The organism is Polyangiaceae bacterium (assembly GCA_020633235.1).
In the GTDB taxonomy this organism is placed as follows: Bacteria; Myxococcota_A; Polyangia; order Polyangiales; family Polyangiaceae; genus JACKEA01.
In genome coordinates this window covers 1330008-1348863 of record JACKEA010000001.1, presented here as the reverse complement: position 1 = coordinate 1348863, position 18856 = coordinate 1330008, and the positions used below count along the sequence as shown (strand labels likewise).

At 67.3% G+C, this 18856-nt stretch carries 11 protein-coding genes; 7 read left to right on the top strand and 4 right to left on the bottom strand.

Going from position 1 to position 18856, the window contains the following annotated elements; genetic code table 11:
* Positions 1-2: 2 nt before the first annotated feature.
* The gene (locus tag H6717_05975) at positions 3-284 is read right to left on the bottom strand and encodes a hypothetical protein (GenBank protein MCB9576558.1); all 282 of its coding nucleotides are present in this window, start codon (positions 282-284) and stop codon (positions 3-5) included.
* Positions 285-742: 458 nt separating this feature from the next.
* Between H6717_05975 and H6717_05970 the strand changes: the two genes are divergently transcribed.
* From H6717_05970 to H6717_05950, 5 genes are all read left to right on the top strand, one after another.
* A complete protein-coding gene (locus H6717_05970) occupies positions 743-1147 on the top strand; it encodes a transposase (GenBank protein ID MCB9576557.1) in 405 nt (134 codons plus the stop codon).
* A complete protein-coding gene (locus H6717_05965; protein MCB9576556.1) occupies positions 1108-1464 on the top strand; it encodes a transposase in 357 nt (118 codons plus the stop codon). The genes H6717_05970 and H6717_05965 overlap by 40 nt, the downstream gene beginning before the upstream one ends.
* On the top strand, positions 1461-2855 hold the full coding sequence (locus tag H6717_05960) for a transposase (protein MCB9576555.1): 1395 nt from the start codon (positions 1461-1463) through the stop codon (positions 2853-2855). Before H6717_05965 ends, H6717_05960 begins: the two co-directional genes overlap by 4 nt.
* The gene (locus H6717_05955; protein MCB9576554.1) at positions 2803-4524 is read left to right on the top strand and encodes an IgGFc-binding protein; all 1722 of its coding nucleotides are present in this window, start codon (positions 2803-2805) and stop codon (positions 4522-4524) included. The genes H6717_05960 and H6717_05955 overlap by 53 nt, the downstream gene beginning before the upstream one ends.
* A gap of 586 nt (positions 4525-5110) precedes the next feature.
* Entirely contained in the window at positions 5111-6682 is a 1572-nt protein-coding gene (locus tag H6717_05950) for a protein kinase (GenBank protein MCB9576553.1), read from the top strand.
* 102 nt (positions 6683-6784) lie between these two features.
* Here the strand turns inward: H6717_05950 and H6717_05945 are convergent, their stop codons facing one another.
* Together H6717_05945 and H6717_05940 are read right to left on the bottom strand one after the other, a co-directional pair.
* Positions 6785-7600 (bottom strand): hypothetical protein, encoded by an 816-nt coding sequence (locus H6717_05945; protein MCB9576552.1) that lies wholly within the window; start codon positions 7598-7600, stop codon positions 6785-6787.
* Between the two features lie 24 nt (positions 7601-7624).
* Entirely contained in the window at positions 7625-13678 is a 6054-nt protein-coding gene (locus H6717_05940; protein ID MCB9576551.1) for an Ig-like domain-containing protein, read from the bottom strand.
* Positions 13679-13793: 115 nt separating this feature from the next.
* On the opposite strand from H6717_05940, the gene H6717_05935 reads away from it, so the two are divergent.
* Positions 13794-14318: a hypothetical protein gene (locus H6717_05935; protein ID MCB9576550.1), complete on the top strand. Its 525-nt coding sequence runs from the start codon at positions 13794-13796 to the stop codon at positions 14316-14318.
* Here H6717_05935 and H6717_05930 read toward each other — a convergent pair whose 3' ends face one another.
* Positions 14319-16484 (bottom strand): bifunctional (p)ppGpp synthetase/guanosine-3',5'-bis(diphosphate) 3'-pyrophosphohydrolase, encoded by a 2166-nt coding sequence (locus tag H6717_05930; GenBank protein ID MCB9576549.1) that lies wholly within the window; start codon positions 16482-16484, stop codon positions 14319-14321. It abuts the gene before it with no gap.
* 48 nt (positions 16485-16532) lie between these two features.
* Between H6717_05930 and hemW the strand changes: the two genes are divergently transcribed.
* Positions 16533-17732: a radical SAM family heme chaperone HemW gene (gene hemW / locus H6717_05925; GenBank protein ID MCB9576548.1), complete on the top strand. Its 1200-nt coding sequence runs from the start codon at positions 16533-16535 to the stop codon at positions 17730-17732.
* Positions 17733-18856 lie beyond the last annotated feature (1124 nt).

Sequence of the window (18856 nt, the reverse complement as noted above, 5' to 3'; positions counted from 1 at the left end):
GCTCACCCGGTTTCTAGCGTAGTGTCGGAGTCGGACAGCATGTCCTGCGGCAACTCGGTGGACACGGGTTCGCCGCGTGCGTCCACCACCCCAAGTCGTTGCAAACGCGCGCGTGCCATGGCGAGGCGGGCCGCCGCAAGAGCCTCCAGCCGCCGACGCCACTCTTCGCGATCCTCCGGAACGTCGAGATCGAGGTCGTCGATTCGTGCAGCGTTCGACTCGTTGGCGGGCGCCGTCATGCCTTCATCATGGACGAAGCGGTCACCCTCAGCAACCCGACGCATCGACGTCCAGAGCGCTCGCGCCGATCCCCGGAGCGTGCCAGCCGGCCTGCTCCGCTTCGGCGCGGAAGCATGACAGTGTGGTTCCGCGGCGGACCAACAACAAATCTATCCCCGTCGAGATGCTCGTCACGCGAACCTCGAGTCCGCCAGGAGCGTCCATCCCCGGCCCCATGTTCTTCTCAGGAACATTTGGAGCGGGATGGATTCGCGCCCGAAGCAGTGGCGGAAGAGGACGACTCTGAGCGACACTACGCACATGAGAGGGATTGGGACGATCGCGGTGGTGCTGCTGGCGATGGGGTGCAGCGCTAGAGTCTGTTGACAGTTTCTGGATGGGATTGGTGCTGAAATCCTGCCTCGATGAGAATTTAGCTTGACATGCGTTCAGTTATTGATAGGCTGCGCGAATGGGGGTTCGAGTCGCGCTTTCCGACGCCGAGTGGGCACGCATTGCGCCGTTGGTTTCCGCTCTCACGTCACGCGGTCCAAAGGGCAACGATAATCGTCGCTTCATCGAAGCAACGCTGTGGATCCTACGGACGGGCGCACCCTGGCGAGACTTGCCGGAGGTGTTTGGGAAGTGGGGCAGTGTGTATCGGCGCTTTCGGCGCTGGGCGCTGGCGGGTCGCTGGCACCAGCTTCACGAAGTGCTGCAAGTGCGGCCTTCCGATGACCTGTTGATGGACAGCACCATCGTGAAAGCGCATCCACATGCGGCGGGCGCGCTGAAAAAGGGGGCGGGCAATCATCAGAAGGTCTCGGCCGTTCTCGCGGTGGCTTTTCCACAAAGGTTCATGCGCTCGTTTCAGCCGAGGGCGCGCTGGTGCGCTTCATCGTCACGGGAGGCGAGGCGGCTGACGTGACGCAGGTGAATGCACTCGTCGTGGAGCGGGGTGCGGGACAGGCTGTCATCGCTGACCGGGCCTACGACAGCAATGCCGCACTGGCGCATATCCAGGCGTCAGGGTTCGAGGCGGTCATCCCCTCGCGCAGGAATCGCAAGGTCCAGCGCGAGCTCGACCGCGACAAGTACCGGCTCCGCAACACGGTGGAGCGCTGGTTCGGGCGAGTGAAGGCGTTTCGCCGCGTGGCCACGCGCTACGAGAAGACCACGCGGAGCTACGCCGGATTCGTGATTCTTGCGGCTGCTCGCGTTGCTCTCACGGGGTGGCCCGGGTGACTCGGCACACCACCTTCAGCTTTACGCTCCAGCCAACGCGCGAGCAGGAGGAGCTGCTCCGGCGGCACGTGGGAGCGGCGCGCTTCGGCTTCAATCAGTGCCTGCGCTTTGTCATCAACGCCCTCGAGGCCGAGGAGAAGCCGCCATGGTCGGGCTTCGATCTCATCAACGACTTCAATGAATGGAAGCGGTCGGAGCGAGCCGGGGTGGACGAGGACGGGCGCGTGGGGCTCTCCTGGCGTACCGACGTCGTCCAGCAGGTGTTCGAAGAGGCGGCGGTCGACTTGGGGCGGGCGCTGCAAGCGTTCTCGGCAGGTCGCAAGGGAGAGCGCACGGGCAAGCGTCCAGGCTTTCCCCAGTTCAAGAAGCGGTCGGAAGCGCGGCAGTCGTTCCGCATCCGCAACAAGAAGAACGACGTCCGCGTGGGCGAGGCCGACCCGCGCTCCGTGCGGCTGCCGAAGCTCGGCAGCATTGCCGTGCGGGAATGCACGCGCCGGCTGCGCCGCATGCTGAAGAGCGATCGCGCCAAGGTGCTGTTCGCCACGGTCAGCACCCGCGAGGGCGGCCGCTGGCGCGTGACCTTGAACGTCGAGGCCGCCGAGCTGCATCCCGCGCGGCGCCACAGCAGCGCGGAGGCTCCGCCGGTCGGCATCGACCGCGGGCTCAAGACCTTCGCGGTGCTTGCCAGCGAAAGCGGCGAGCAGGTCGAGCACATCGAAAGCCCACGTCCACTCCGCGCCGCGCTACCGAAGCTGCGGCGCAAGAGCCGCAGCCTGTCCCGGAAGCAGCCGGGCTCGCGCAATCGGTACAAGGCGCGCGCGGCGCTCGCGCGCGTGCACCAACGCATTCGCAACATCCGACACGATTTCACCCATCGCCAATCGAGCCGACTGGCCCAGACCCACGGCCACTTGGTCATCGAGAAGCTGAGTATCTCGGGGCTCATCAAAACCCGACTCGCCCGCGCCATCGCGGACAGCGCCTGGGCGCTGTTCGGAGCACAGCTCGCCTACAAAGCGAAGTGGTACGGCGCAACGCTCACCGTGGCTGACCGCTTCTACCCCAGCACACGCCGCTGCAGCGCGTGCGGGGCCATCGGCGAGCGGCTCGACCTCGGGGAGCGCACCTTTCACTGCAGCAGTTGTGGTCACGAGGCCGACCGCGACGAGAACGCTGCCGTGTGCTTGGCTCAGTACCCTCGCGTACTAGGCCAAGGAGACTCGCCTCCTCTCGCCGCGAAGCACGCGGAGACGCAAAACGCCTGTGGAGAGGGAAGCTCTGGCGAACCACCGCTCTTGGTGGTCCGTGAAACTACCCTCGTCGAAGCAGGAAGGGCCTATGCCCAACGCCCGAGAAGGGCGGTGTTGGCCAAGACTGTCAACACGCTTTAGTGATGGCGGCAGCAAGCCGAGTGGTACCGGCGGGGCGAGCAGCGGTGGCAGCGCGGGGGATGCGTCGGTGGATGCGTCCGGCGGCAGTGCCGGCGCGGGGAACACCGGCGGCACGGGTGGCACCAGCTTGGTGGATGCGGGAGACGGCAGCACCGGCGGCAGCGGTGGTTTGCCGCCACAGCCCGATCCCACGACCTGCGCGGAAGCAGCCACGCAGAAGTCGTACGTGGGGTGCGACTTCTGGCCCACGGTGCTGGCGAACCCGGTGTGGAGCGTGTTCGACTTCACCGTCGTGGTCGCCAACGGCGGCAAGGATCCGGCCGACGTTTCCGTGATGAAAGACGGCGCCGTGGTCACCACCGCCACGGTGGCGCCCAACGGCCTGACGCCGCTGTACCTGCCATGGGTCGATGCGCTCAAGGGTCCGGACTCCGACACCTGCGCCAGCGGCACGCCGCCCACGGCCAGCACGCTGAGCGCGGGCGGCGCCTATCACCTCACGGCCACCAAACCCGTGACGGTGTACCAGTTCAATCCCCTCGAGTACCAAGGCACCGGCGGCCCGAGCGGCAAGGACTGGTCGTCGTGTCCTGGGAACCAACCGTGCGCCGCGCAAGCCGGCTTGCCCGTGGGTTGCTTCTCGTTCTCGAACGACGCATCGCTGCTGCTGCCGAGCACGGCCATGACCGGCAACTACCGGGTGACGAGCTTTCCCGGTTGGGGCGCGGAGAGCGTGCCGAGCTACATCGGCATCACCGCGACGGAAGACGGCACCAGCGTCAAGGTGCAGGTGAGCGGCACCGGGCTCATCGCCCAGGGCACGGGCGTCACCGCCACGTCCGCTGGCGGCGTGCTCACCCTGAGCATGGACGCGGGGGACGTCGCCGAGCTGGTGGGCGGCACCACGTCCACATCGGATCTCAGCGGCTCTTTGGTGCAGGCCGACAAGCCCGTGCAGGTCATCGCCGGTTCGTCCTGCATGGCGATCCCCAACGCCGCCGCTGCCTGCGATCACTTGGAAGAGAGCGTGCTGCCCGCCGAAACCCTGGGCAAACACTACTTCGTCACCCGCCCCACCGGTCCGTACGGCCAGCCCGTGGCGCACGTCGTTCGCATCTACGGCAACGTGGACGATACAAAGCTCAGCTACCCCTCCGGCACTCCGGTGGGCGCCCCTGCTTTCGTGAACGCAGGCCAGGTGTTCGACATGGGCGCCGTGAGCACCGACTTCGAGATCACGGGCGACCACGAGTTCGCCATCGGCACCTTCCAACAAGGCGGCAGCATCGTCGATCCCGGCGCACTGCCCGGAACGCGCAAGGGCGATCCGTCGCAGAGTCAGGTCATCGCCCAGGAGCAGTGGCGGCAGAAGTACATCTTCATCGCGCCCGTCGACTACGACGTCAGCTACCTGGACGCGATGATGCCCCTCGGCGCGCAGGTCATCCTCGACGGCTCCGCGCTGCCCATCGCTCCCGTCGCCATCGGCAGCTCGACCATCGGCGTCGCCCGCACGCCGCTCCCCAAGAACACCGGCGGCGTGCACCTGGTGGGCTCGGACCAACCCTTCGGCATTCAGGTCGTCGGCTACGGACGCAACACGAGCTATCAGTACCCCGGCGGCCTCGCGCTACAAGGCATCGCGCCGCCCCCACCGCCGATAAAGTAGCGTTTCCGGCCGTGCGCCGCCGCGGAAGACTGCATTCAGGGCGGGGGCGGCAGCGGCGGCAGCGGCGGCAGCGGCGCGACGGGCGGCTCCGGTGGCTCCGGCGCCGACTGTTCCGTCGGAACCTGCTATTCCCTCTCGGGCGACGCAAAGGCGTGCCTCGTCGGCGGGGATCTCCCTCCCGGCGCGGAGAGCTGCAGCTACGGCAACCCGTGCCCCACGGGAAAGTACTGCATCGAAAACTCCACGGACTCTGGCTGCGTGGAGCCCTGCGGCGGCTACCAGCCGCCCGGGGGCTGTCCTTCGGAGTGTCAGCTCTACGGCAGCTCGGTGTGTTGCGGCGGCGCGTTCTGCTCCGGCGATTGCATCGGCAGCCCCTGCTGCTGACCTGGCAGCCCCTGCTGCTGACGTGGCAGCCCCTGCTGCTGACGTGGCAGCCCGATCTGCGGCCGACGTGGCAGCCCGATCTGCGGCCGACGTGGCAGGCCGATCTGCGGCTGGATGTTGGTCCAACGCGGAACCTCGCGTATCCGACGACGCGCCGCGGCCGACTTACTGCAATTTCCGTTTCCCGCTATCCTGAGCGCTGATGCAAGCGCACCCCACCATCGCCCCGGGCACCGTGCTGGGCGGCGATTTCCGCGTGGACGCGCCCCTGGGCATGGGCGGCATGGGGTCCGTGTACCGCGCGCAGCAGATCTCCACGGGCAAGCCACGCGCGGTGAAGGTGATGCATCCGTCGCTCGTCACGTCGGCGGAGATGCGCGAGCGCTTCGTCCAGGAAGCGCGCATCGGCTCGATGATCCAGAGCGACCACGTGGTGGAGGTCGTCGGTGCCGGCGTGGACCAGGCGACGGGCGCGCCGTGGCTCGCGATGGAGCTCCTGCACGGGGAAGATCTCGCCGCGCACGTGGCGCGCCGCGGCCGGCTCTCGGCGGATGAGCTCGTTACGGTGATGCGACCGGTGTTCCACGCCCTTTCCGCGGCGCACCAACAACAAATCGTCCATCGAGACATCAAGCCGGAGAACATCTTCCTGGCCACGGCCCACAGCTCGACGGCCGCCATGACGGTGAAGGTGTTGGACTTCGGCATCGCAAAGGTGGCGGCGCAAGCGCTGGGCACCGCCACCAGTGCCATGGGCACGCCGCTGTGGATGGCGCCGGAGCAGACCGAGCAGCAAGCGCGCGTGTCCCCCGCGACGGACGTATGGGCCCTCGCGCTGTTGGTGTTCTGGGCGCTCACCGGCAAGAACTACTGGCGCACGGCGCAGCACAGCGGCGGCTCGGTGCCGCAGCTGATGCGCGAGGTATTGTTCGAACGCATGGTGCCTGCGTCGGAGCGCGCTCGCGAAGTGGCGTTCGGCGTGATGCTGCCCAGCGGCTTCGACAAGTGGTTCGCGCGCTGCACCGCCCGGGAGCCCGCCGAGCGCTACCAGAACGCGAGCGCCGCCGGCGTGGAGCTGTTCCAGAGCGTGCTCGGTGTGAGCACCGGCCTCCCTGCTGGTAGCGCCATGGTCACGATGCCGTCCGCAGCGGGCGGCTTCTCCCCGCCCACGGCGCCGTCCGCAGCAGGCGGCTTTTCCCCGCCCACGGCGCCGTCACCCTCCCGCGCGCCGTCGTTCGGCACCGTCACCGGAATGCCCGTCGCCGCGCCGCCGCCAAGCGGCAGCGCCGGCAAGGTCGCCCTGATCATCGGCGGCGTCGTGCTCCTTCTTGCCGTCGGTTTCGTGGGGCTCGCCGGAGTGGGCGGCATGCTCTGGTTCCGCGCGAGCGCCGCTCCCGCGCCGCCGCCGATGGGCGTCCCCGCATCCCCGCCAACGCCCGGAGCTCCCGCCGGCGCGGATCCATCACCCGCGGAGCCGTCGCCCGTGGATCCATCGCCCGCGCAGCCATCGCTCCCCGCGGTCCCGCCCCCATCTCCCACTACACCGTCGGCTCCGCTGCCCGCCGCCGACCCCACGTCCACCACGAAGAAGTCCGCCTACTCCGCCGGACAAAAGGTAGATGTGCTGTGGGGCGGCAGTTGGTGGCAGGGGCAAATCGTCGCCGTGAAGAACGACAAGTACCTCGTGCACTACATCGGGTGGGCCGCATCCTGGGACGAGTGGGTGACGACCGCGCGCCTCCGCGCGTGGACCGGCAGCGCACGCAGCAAGTAGGCGACGCGCGCGGCACGCGGACATTTGGCCGAGCACGCAGGTCCTTCGCCGGCCTGGGCGGCGATCTGCGAGGTTCCGCGCCGTCCCGACAATAATGAAGGACTACTTCTTGAGTTGGCTCGGCGTGTTGGGGTGTTGAAGGAGGAGCTTTCGGAGCTGGGGCTGGCGGCGCACGAAGGGCTGCTTGAGCAGGTGCGCGAGGAGCAGGGGCGGGCAGGCCGAAAAGCGCGCGAGATTCTGGATGAAAAGGCTGGAGTTGTACTGCCGGCTGCACAGAATGGTGGTGGTGCGCTGATCGAAGGTCTGACCGATGAGCAGGGTGAGGCAGCGACCCTCGGTGGAGACCACGAGATCTGCGCGTTCCTCCGGCTGCGCCTGGGCGAAGCGGGTGCGAAGCAGGGCGCGGCAAGAGACGCGGTTCTTCTCCGGGAGCTCGCGATCGATGCTGAGCTTGTACACGTCTCGCAGGGGCTTCTGCCCGACCAAGCGGCGGAGCACGCTCTCGGGGACGAGGGGATTTTGCAGCAGCGCGCGCTGCACTCGAGGATCACGGAGGAACTGCGCGCGCTTGGCGACCATCTCGAGGCCGACGCTGGTGGCGTGGTGGCGCGCGACCATACGCGCGTGATCGAGCCCGGCGCGGGCGTTGTCGAACAGGGCGTCGATGACCTGAGGCTCGGGATCGAAGCACAGTGCGAGAAGGCGCGGGCCCTCGAGCTGGTGCGCCAAGGCCAGCCGTTCGTCGCGTGGGAGCGGACGAAGCTCGAGCTCGTAGAGCTGGCGGGGATTCTTCGATGCCTCGTCGTCGGTGCCGATGTCGACCTCCACGATGCGGGCGTGTGGAAGCTCTCCGTCGACCTCGTCGTCGGAGATTTCGTGCTCGGGGCCGAGCACCATCGGCTCTTCGTCGTCGCCCATGCTCGCGGCGAGCTTAGCGCTCCGTCAGCGCACGATCACGCGATCCCCCGGGCCGCGGCCGAAGGTCTCGGGATCGTACATCTCCTCGGCCTTTGGCGGAGGGACCACGAAGGTGCCGGGCGTGGTGGCACGCGCCACGTAGGTGTAGTCGTAGACACCGCCGTAGAGCAGCGAGGCGAAGGCTTCGACGCGCTCGTCGCGGAGGTTCTGGTGCTCGTACCAGACGCGCGACCACCACCACGGCGTCTTGGAGCTGGCCGCCTTGGGATCCCGCGGCACCGTTTCCGTCATGGCGAGCGCCGGATTGAGTGGCTCGAAGCCGGCGGGGATCGGATCCACGAGGGCCACGTGGTACCGCCGCGCCGGCGCTACCATCGCGATGCGCACGCGCACGCGGGAACCGAGCTTCACGTACCAGGTGCCGTCCTTGCCACGCGTCACGTCCTTGGCCTCGTCTGCGCCTTCGTACACCCGGCTCACGGAAAAGCCGTGTTCCGCCGGCGGCGGGCGCAGATCCCGCGGCACGTATTGCATGCCGATGCGGTAGTAGAGGCGGCCGGCACCGTCCTTCTGGAGCACCACCCGCGAGGCGTCCTTGGCCTTGGCCAGGTAAGAAAGCGGGATCTCGACGTGCTGGCGCTCCGTGCTGCGGCCCTTGAAGGCGTGCTCGAACGCTGTTTGATTGCCGAGCCAGGCGCGCGCCACGAAGTCCGGCGTGACCTTCTCGTACTCGTTGAAGAAGCGATCGAGGGAAAGCAGCACGAACACGTTCTCCTGCGTGTTCAGCCAGTGCCCTCGCTTGCGGTGAGCGAGCAGCGCCTTCGCGATCTTGGTAATGGCGTCGCTCTTGGGCTGATCTTCGATCATGGCCTCGAGCAAGATGCCGTCCGTGCGGCGGTTCGAAGCCAGGGTGACGTGGGCTGCGTCGTCGTAGTGGGTGACGAAGTGCGCCTTGCCCGCGGTCTCCGTGATGCGATTGTTCAGGAGCTTTCGGATACCGGTAACGGTCTCCGTGCTCGCAGGGTCCTTGTCCAAGATGGGCAGCAAGAAACCGATGGCGTCGAGGCCGAGGCCCTTGTCCCCATTGGCCTCGCTCCACAGCTGACGCGCTTCGGTGGCGACGTTCTCGCCGTTGAGCGCGCGCACCCGCAGTGAGTACGCCCGCACGGTGCGCCGCGCCCACTCGGAGTACCACGGGGGGAAGTGGCTCTTGATGTTGCGCAGGTATCGGATCCCACCGGAGAGCAGATTGGGCGGCACCTTGAAGCCCTTCTGCTTGGCGCGCACCAGGGCGTGCGTCACGTGCACGCTCACCCAAGGATCCGGCGTGCGATCGCGGCGCCAGTAGTCCCAGCCACCGCTCCAGTGTTGGCGCTGACCGAGCTTTTCCATGTCCTGGGCCACGCTGGCGATCAGCACCTTCTTGGGCGGCAGACCCTTTGCATCGAACGCACCGAGCACGTCCTTCAGGGCGGCGATGCTCAAGACGCGGCTCGAGATCTGCTCGTTGCAGTCGAAGGGATAGTGCACCAGGTACAAGACCGCGTCCGTCAGGCCCTGCAGCGCCGTGCTGGTGGTCGTGATCTCGAGTTGGCCCACCTCGGTGTACACGCCGCGCGGCATCTTCACCGGTTGGGCAATGGCGCCCTGGTCGATCTCGCCGTAGGTGGCAAAGGCTTCCGTGGTGGCCGGCGTCCAGGTCGGAAGCTCGATCTCCGCTGCGTCCACACCGGCTTTGCTGACGGCGCCAATCTGGAAGCGCGCCGTGCCCGGCTCTCCCGCCGCCGCCGGGAAACGGACCTCGACGCGATCGTTGGCGGGCACCTGCACGCGCAAGGCGTCCGGCGCGAACAGCTTGGCGTTGCTGGCGCGGATCGCCACGTCCGCGGTGAGCGGTCGCGAGGTCTGGTTCTGCAACACCACCGGCAAGGAGAACGTGTCGCCGAAGTTCAAGAAGCGCGGCGCAGACGGTCGCACCATCAGCGGTAAGCGCGCCGTCACGTCGCTCTCGGCGGAGCCAAAGCGGTTCTTCCCTTCGGCAGCGACCGCCATGATGCGATAGCGCGTCAGGTTGTCCGGCAGCTTCACCCGCGCCACGGCGTGACCGCGAGCGTCCGTCGTGAGCTTGGGCACGAACGCCGCCAGGGGATTGAAGTTCGAGCGCATGCGGATCTCGGGCTCGGCCTCGCCGGACTTCTTGTCCGCGGCGGTCTCTGCCATCGGCACCTTGGGGGAGGGCGCCGCGGAAGGCATGGGTGCAGGCTTGGCGGTGGCGCGCATGACGGCACCGCTCTTCCCAGCGCCGTAGCCGTTCAGCATCTCCTTCTTTGCCCCGGGGGCGCTGTCCTTGCGCTTCGCCTTCATCTCGAAGCGCGCGGTGTCCGGACGCATCAGCGCGATCCGCAAACGCATCTCGAAGTCCGAAACGCCGTCCGACCGCTTCGGGTAGAGCGCCGCAATGGGGTTCGGGAGATCGTAACCCGCGAGCGCGAGCACCGACTCGTCCACGACGACCAACGCGACCGCGGCTCCGGCGACGGGCTTGCTCTCGTGCGTCACGTCCACGGAAATGCTCGTCGAGCCACCGGGGGACAGCGCCTTGAGCTTCGGCTTCACGTCGATGTCCAAGGTGCGTTCGGTCGGCGGGATCTCGAGCTCCGCTTCACCCGACGCCGCCGCGGGCCGCTTGGGCAGCGACGAGTCCGGCTCACCGTTCTCCCCTTCCCTCACCCGCTGCCCGACGAGATCCACGCGGGCGTACACGTTCGGCAGCCACGCCGGATCGAGCTTGACGTCGAGGGTGGTGGTTCGCTTGTCGATGTGAAAGCGCGTCAGCTGGACCACGCCGTCGCGTCGCAACGTGAGCACCCCCTCGGCCGGCGCGAAGGGCGCCATCACCAGGAGCTTCGCCGTCTCACCGCCGGCGTATTCCTTCTTGTCCGGCAGTATGTCGACCCGATCCTGCTGCACCGTGGGGTTCAACGCGGGGTCTTGGCCCAGCACGTAGAAGTCCATCTCCGTGCGGCTCGGCCGCCCCCACTTGTCCTTGACCATGGCCCAGATGCGGTGGAGTCCGCCGTCTTTGGTGGGCAGGCTGCAGCGCACGGCCTCGGCAGCGCTCTTCACGTCGCAGGTCTGCTCGTCGACGAGCTTCTCTTGCACTTTGCGTCCGCGCCAGGTGCGGTCCACGCGCGCCATGTGGACCTGAACGGCGCTCCCTTCCACGAGCGCGCCCTCCAAATCGGAGACGATCACGTTGACCTGCGCGTTCTGCCCCGCACGCAGCAGCTGGCTCTCTTGTCGAAGACCGACGGTGACGGAGGCCGGGTGCACCAACAGGTCCGTGCGCGCCGACCACGACTGGCGGTTCACATCCGTGATTCGAGCCTCCAGGTCGATCTTCCGCGGAAACGCCGGGGACAGAGCGTCGAAGTCGATCCGGAGGCGATGGCTGCCGTCGGCGTCCGTCTTCGCCTTCCAGGTTTCTTCAGCGCGGCGTTCGTCGGCGTCTCCTGAGGACCACCAGGACCAGCGGTGTGGCTTGCCAAAGTGGTAGCTGCTCTGATTCGGCGGCGTGAAGTAGGCGTCCTGCGCCGTCACGTTCCAGGTCACGTCCGCGTTGGCCAGGCCGCCGCCGGCGAAGTAGCTCGCCGACACGGTCGCGATCGCGTGCTTGCCCACGGAGTGTGGGCCTTCGGAAACCTGTGCGCCGACCTCGAACTCCGGCCGGCGAAACTCTTCGATGGAGAAACTGTGGGTGTAGACGTCGCCCCAGGCGCTGGTCGGCACCGCGAATCGGACCGACGCCGTGCCCGTGTTGGCGTTCTTGGGCAGGTCGAAAGAGAGGTGGAAGCCGTCGCTCTCGTCCAGGGTGGTGGTTCCCTTCGCCAGATCCGCGCCGCGCGGATCGCGCACGGTGTAGGAGACCTGGCGGCCGTGGGTGGACAGGCGGCCGAGATCGCCGTGCTTGCCCGACTGCTGCAAGCGCACCCAGCCCTTGACGTTCACCCGCTCGCCCGGCTTGTACAGGTGGCGATCGTCGAAGACGAACCAACGCACCGTATCGCGGTGGGTGCGCGCGGTGAATGTGCCGGACAAGCGCGAGCCCGGAACGAAGACCAGATCCTTGCCGCGCGCCGCGGTCAGCTGGTCGCCATCGGGGCCGAGGGGCAGCTTGGCGATGCCGTCGCTCCCGGTCTTGGCGCCCCCCGGCAGCGGCAGCACGTGCACCTCGGCGTCGCCGATGGGCGAGCCGGTCGCCAGATCCGTGACCCAAGCGTAGGCGTGCTCGTCGTCCTTGAAGGCGGTCAGCCCCAGCTTGGTCACCTGCAGCCAGGCCCGCACCCACTCCCGTTCGCGGTAGCTCCAGCGGTCGCGCGGCTTGGGCTGCACTGGCGGTTCCACGATGGCGATCACCTGGCCGACGCCGTCCGTCAGGGCGGCGGTGAGGTCGATCTGCGTTTCCGTCAGCTCGTCCCGCTCTCCCTTCGGGCGGACCGTGGTGGTCTTTATCAAACGCCCTGGCGGGTTGGTGATTCGGCCGTCCCAGTCCCAGGCTTGCCGGAACTTGAGGTAGGCGTCCCAGTCCTTGGGCGAGACCTTGTACAGCCGCACCTTCAGCGCATTGCGATTGACGCTGTACACGCTGAGCTTCGGGTCGAACGCCGGATCCAGGACCATCATCGCGTCCTGTTCGGGGAACAGCATCGGTTCCGCTTCACCGACCTTCACCGTACCCGTGGCCGGCTGGTCCAGCGTCTGACCGAAGACGTCCTTGATTTCCGAGGAGAGCGAGACCGTGTACGTCGTGCGCCCTTTGCTGCGGCCACGCACGGTGAGGTAGCGCCCGCTCACGTCCACCTTGAGTCCCGGCAGCTCTGGCGTGACCTTCACCATCGAGGTGTCGAAGGTGTCTGCGTCCACGGCGTTGGAGAGCTCCACGCTCCACGGGGACAGCGGCGGGCAGCCGTCGTACCAGCCGCAACGAATGTTTCGGAGCTTCAGCGGTCCGCGGACGTTGAAATCCGCCGTGAGGTCCTTGTCCGTGACCTTTGGACCTTCCGCCGATGGCGCGCCGGCGGAGATCAGGATTTCGGCGTGGGAACCCTTGGGCAACGGCGCTTCCGGCTTGAGCGCGACGAAGCGTCCTTCCTCCGCCTGCTGCACCAAGCCGCGTACGTCATCGTCCTTGGCGATCTCGTCGGCGGTGGCGAGCCGCACGGCGTGCTTCTCCGTCCCGGTGCGGACGCTGAGGTGCGGCAACAGCGCCTCGGGATTGATGCGCTGATTCAGCTCCAGAAACATCACCGGCTCGAGATCCACCGGGTCGCCCCAACGTTCGGGGAAGGCGTCCTTGATCGCCAACGTGGGCGTGGAGAACGTCCAGCTCTCCTCCGCCGCCAGCGTGCGACCGGAGGCGGCGCGGGTGGCCGCGGGGATCGTCACCCGGTAGTCCGTGCTCGCCGGGAAGCGTTCGTCCTCGGGGTCGAAGAACACCGTCTGCGTTCCGACCCAGCGCCACTTGCCCGCCGGCTCCGGCGTGAGACGAACCGGAATCGGCTGCTTGGAGAGCTCGTCGTGCGACGTCACCGCCACCATCGGCTCCGAGAAGGTCACCGAGAGGTTCGGTGCCACCGGCACGTCACCCTCTGGCGCGTGGCGCAGCACGGTGAGCTTTCCGCCCGTCGGCGCGACTGCGGGCGGAGCGCCTGCGCTCACCTTCGGCGGGAATGCGTTCTTGATCGTCTCCCCAGGACGCGGAGCAGGAATGCTCTTCGCGCGCATCGCGAAGCTCTTCTTCTGTCCCTCCACCTTGAACTTCGGCATGCGCGAAAGGACGCGGCCCTTTGCCTTCGCGTCCAGCGGCGTGGCCTTCACGATGCTGGCGCGATCGGGCTTCTCGGGGTCGGCATTGCTGAGTCGGAATCCGAGACCGGACTTCGACTCGCGCCAGACCACCTTCTCTTCTGGTTTCGAGTGGGCCACCGGCTTGCCCGGAGCCTTGGCCGGCGGCGGCGTGCCCGGGCAAGCGGCCATGAAAAGCAGCACGAAGGGGAACAGCGCTCTACCAAGACGCATCTCTCGATTCCTCCGCGGGGACCGTAACATTGCAGCGAAGCTGGCGGGAGCTATGCTCGGGCCATGACGCGACTAGCTTATTTCGGGGCAGCGGCGCTTCTGTGCGTCGCCTGTGGTGGCTCTTCGGACGACGGCGGAACCGGCGGCAGCGGCGGGGCCACGGGGGGTAGCGGAGGCCAAGCCGGCGGAGCTACTGGAGGCGCGGCCGGCAGCAGCGGCGGCGCGGCCGGCAGCAGCGGCGGCGCGGCTGGCAGCAGCGGCGGCGCGGCTGGCAGCAGCAGCGGCGCGCGCCGGCGCAGCGGGCAGCAGTGGCGGCGCCGCGGGCGCGGCCGGCGGAGGTGGCGCGGCGGGCGCTAATTGTGCGCCGCTGTTGAAGGCCGTGCAGGACACCCTGGCGGAAGCAGTGGCCTGCAATCCGGCGATCAGCAGCATCCAGTGCGACGGCAGTGCCACCAGCCCGGACACCTGCGACTGTCCGGTACTCCTGAACGAGAAGACACCGGACAAGGTGAAGGCCGCACAGGACGCCTACAAGGCCTGGACGACCGCTGGCTGTGGACCATTTCAGTGCGGCAAGGCGTGCTTCGCCGGCACCACCGGTGCGTGCGACGCGACCACCAGCACCTGCCAGTGGAAGTAACTACACGCGCTCGACGGCGACCACGCCGTTGACCTTGCCCAGCGCCTTCATCACGTTCTTGAGCTGACCGATATCGCTCACCTGGAACGTGAACACGTTACAGGCGCGCCCGTCGTCACTGGCGCGGCAGTTCGCTTCGCTGATGTTGATCTTCTGCGCGCTGAAGGTCTGGCTCACCGTAGCAAGGATGCCGGGCTTGTTCGCAGTGGTGACCTTGAGCTGCACCGGGCGGTTGATCTTGGCCCGCGTGTCCCAGCTCACGTCGATGCGCCGCTCGGGATCCGAGCTATCGAAGGCCTTTGGGCACTCCCGACGGTGCACCGTGACGCCGCGTCCGCGCGTGATGAAACCGATGATCGCGTCCCCGGGGAGCGGATTGCAGCATTTCGCGTAGCGCACGAGCACGTCGTCGATGCCGCTCACCCGGATGCCGCTGTGATCGCGGCCCGTCACCTTGCGCACGATCTGCTCGATGCGCCCGGTCTTGAGCTCCTTCGGCGGCTCCACGCCGCCGTCGGGGTGCTTGTTCCGCAAGGTGGAGAGCACGTCGTCCACCGGCAACTTGCCGTAGCCGATGGCGAGCAACAGCTCCTCCCAGGTGCCAAAGCGATGCGCTTCCCATACGCGACGCATCTCGTCGTGGTTCTTGCTCAGCTTCGCGTAACTGAGACCCGCTCCGCGCATCTCCGCTTCGAGCAGCTCCTTGCCCAGGTTGATGCTCTTGGTTCGCTGCTCGCCGCGTAGAAATCCGCGAATCCGGTTTCGGGCTCGCGTCGTTACCGCGTAGTCCAGCCAATCTTTGCTCGGATGCTGATTGGGATTGGTCATCACCTCCAGCACGTCACCATTTCGCATCTTGTAGCGAAGCGGGACGATCTGGCCGTTGGCGCGGGCGCCGGAGCAATGATGACCCACGTCCGTATGCACGGAGTAGGCAAAATCTATTGGGGTGGAACCCCGCGGAAACACGCGCAAGTCGCCCTTGGGCGTGAACACGTAGATCTCGTCCAGGAACAGATCGATCTTCACGCTCTCGAGGAACTCCGCAGGGTCCTTCAGGGACTTCTGGTAGTCCGCGAGCTCCCGAAGCCAGCCGAACTTCTCGGCGTCCTGCGGGTCTACACCACCGGAAATGCGCTCCTTGTACTTCCAGTGGGCGGCCACACCGTGCTCCGCCACGCGGTGCATCTCATGGGTGCGGATCTGGATCTCGATGCGCTGACGACCGGGACCAATCACCGTCGTGTGCAGCGACTGGTACATGTTCGGCTTGGGCAGCGCGATGTAGTCCTTGAAGCGCCCCGGCACCGGCGTCCACTTCGAGTGGATCACGCCGAGGACCGCGTAGCAGTCGCTGACGGACTCCACGCAGATCCGAAACGCGATGGTGTCGTACACCTGCTCGAAGTCGCAATCCTGCGCGCGCATCTTGCGGTAGATGCTGTACACGTGCTTCGCACGGCCGGTGACGTCCGCCGCGAACCCTGCCTCCGCCAGGCGCGAGGTGATGGTGCGACACACGCCTTCGATGTAGCGCTCGCGCTCCTTCTTGGTCTTGCTCAGCTTCTGGACGATGGCGCGATAGCCCTCCGCGTCCAGGTACTGGAAGCTCAGATCCTCGAGCTCGCTCTTCAGCCGCTGGATGCCGAGACGGTTGGCGAGCGGCGCGTAGATCTCGAGCGTTTCCCGGGCGATGCGCTCTTGGGACTCCGGCTTCATGTGCTGGAGCGTGCGCATGTTGTCGAGCCGATCACACAGCTTCACGAGCAGGACCCGGATGTCCTGCGCCATGGCCACGACCATCTTGCGGAAGCTCTCCGCCTGCCGGTCTTCCTTGCTGGTGAAGTTGATCTTGCCGAGCTTGGTGACGCCATCCACCAGGGTGGCGACCTCCTGGCCGAAGTCCCGAGTGATGTCGACCAGGGTGCTCGGGGTGTCCTCCACCACGTCGTGGAGCAGGCCGGCGACCACGCTGGCCGTGTCCAGCTTCAGGTCGGTGATGATCTCCGCCACGCTCACCGGGTGGATGAAGTAGGGGTCCCCACTCTTGCGGCTCTGCTCGCGATGCGCCCACTCCGAGTAGTGGTACGCTCGGCGAATCAAGTCCGCGTCCGCGCTGGGCTGGTAGCTTTGGACTTTTTGGACGAGCTGGTCGGCGCCGAGCATGGTGTCTCCGGCAAAATGTGCCGGGGCGTGACAAGTTAACACCGCTACATGTCTTCAGCAAAGGACCCTGGGAAATCCCCGCTGGGCGTCTATGTCCACTTCCCGTGGTGCCTCAAGAAGTGCCCCTATTGTGACTTCCTGAGCATCGCCCGGGAACGGGGCTCCCTGCCCCACCAGGCGTACGCTTCGGCGGTGCTTGCGGAGCTTTCGAGACGCCGTGAAGCGCTGGGTTCCCGCCGCCTGGAGAGCGTGTTTTTCGGGGGTGGCACGCCGTCGCTGTGGGAGCCCGCCGAGCTCGGCCGCGTCCTTCGTGGTGTGCTTCTCGCCTTCGAGCCCGAAGCCGACGTCGAGGTCACGGTGGAGTGCAATCCGACGAGCTTCGACGCCGAGCGCGCCCGCGCCCTCATGGATGTGGGGGTCAATCGCGTGAGCATCGGGGTGCAGAGTCTCAGCGAGGAGCGCCTCCAGTTTCTGGGCCGGCTCCACGACGCCTCGGGGGGTCTGCGAGCCGTCGAAGCGGCGGTTCGCGCGGGCGTGCCGCGGGTGAGTGCGGATCTCATCTTCGGTGTCGCAGGGCAGTCCCCGGACGAAGCCGCACAAGAAGCGCGTGCCCTCGCCGACCTCGGGCTCGAGCACGTCTCCGCGTATGCCCTGACCATCGAGCCCGGTACCCAGTTCGGTGCCCTTGCCCGCCGCGGCAAGCTGCCTCTAGCAACGGACGACCGCGTCGCCGAGTGCTTCCTCGCCGTCGACGACGCGCTCACCGACGTAGGCTTCGAGCACTACGAGATCTCGAACTATTGCCGCGGCGGCGCCCGCGCACGCCACAACGTCGGCTACTGGGTGGGCAACGAGTACCTCGGTCTCGGCACCGGTGCGTGGGGCACTTGGCGCACCGTGCGCGCGGGCCGCCAGCGCTACAAGAACACTTCTATCCCGGAGCGCTACCTCTCCGAGGACTGGGACCGCGCCGACGTGCACGTCACCGGTCCGCTCGTCAGCGCCATCGAGCTGATTGACGACGAGACCGCGCTTCGCGAGCGGCTGCTCCTCTCGCTGCGTCTCGCCGAGGGCATCGATCTCGACGCCGCCTGCCGGGACCTCGACGTCGATCCGTTCACGCCAGAGCGGGTCCGCAGCATCGAGCGGCTCGTCGCCCACGGCCGCCTCGTCCGCGACGGGGGCATCCTGCGCATCCCGAAGTCTGCCTGGCTCTACGCCGACGGCACCATCGCCGAGCTCTTCTAAGCGAAGAAGCTCCGCTTCCGTCAACACCTTGCGACGCGGGCTGCCGAGGACGCGGACATCTGGCCCCACTTCCGTCAACACCTTGCGTCGCGGGCTGCCGAGGACGCGGACATCTGGCCCCACTTCCGTCAACACCTTGCGTCGCGGGCTGCCGAGGACGCGGACATCTGGCCCCACTTCCGTCAACACCTTGCGTCGCGGGCTGCCGAGGACGCGGACATCTGGCCCCACTTCCGTCAACACCTTGCGTCGCGGGCTGCCGAGGACGCGGACATCTGGCCCCACTTCCGTCGCGACGTCGCAACCCTCACTCGACGCGGACATCTGACGCCCCACTTCCGTCGCAACCCCACTCGACGCGGACATCTGGCCCCGTCCCGAGGTTGCCCCCGCACGACGCGCACATCCGACCCCGCGACCCCCCACTCGACGCGGACATCTCGACACGAGCATCTCACCCAGCTCCATCGCGACCCCCACTCGACGCGGACATCTGGCCCGCACCTCAACACCGCCACCTCGCTCGACGCGGACATCTGGCCCCACTTCCACCGCCACCTACTCGACGCGGACATCTGGCCCCGCTTCCGCCGCCACCCACTCGACGCGGGCATCTGGCCCGCGCCTTGACACCGCCACCTCGCGCCACGCGGACATGTGGCTTTGCGAGCCGCCACCCCGCTCGACGCGGACATCTGGCCCGCACCTCGACACCGCCACCTCGCGCCACGCGGACATGTGGCCCCGCGAGCCGCCGACCCATCAACCCGGACACCCGACCTGCTAGCCCCAGCCTTGCTCCACGCGGACATTTGGCCCAGCCGCCGCAGACGGTGGGCTCACACCATCTTACTGCCTGAGCAACGCCGCCTCGCAAGGCCTGCGACAACCTTCGTCGCAGCCGCTCTACTGTTGGTTCCGCGGCAGACCAACCCAATCATTCAGCTATGCCAAACAACGCCACCCTGCCCCTTGCGCATACTGCTCGGGTGGCTAGGATGGCGACATGCAATCGGGGGTGGAACAACAACAACGCAAGCTTCGCCGTCGGCCCCACCCATGGGGCTTCGACTCCGGCTCTCGGCCAGGGGCCGGCGGAGTTCACCGGCCAGAGTCCTCGCGCA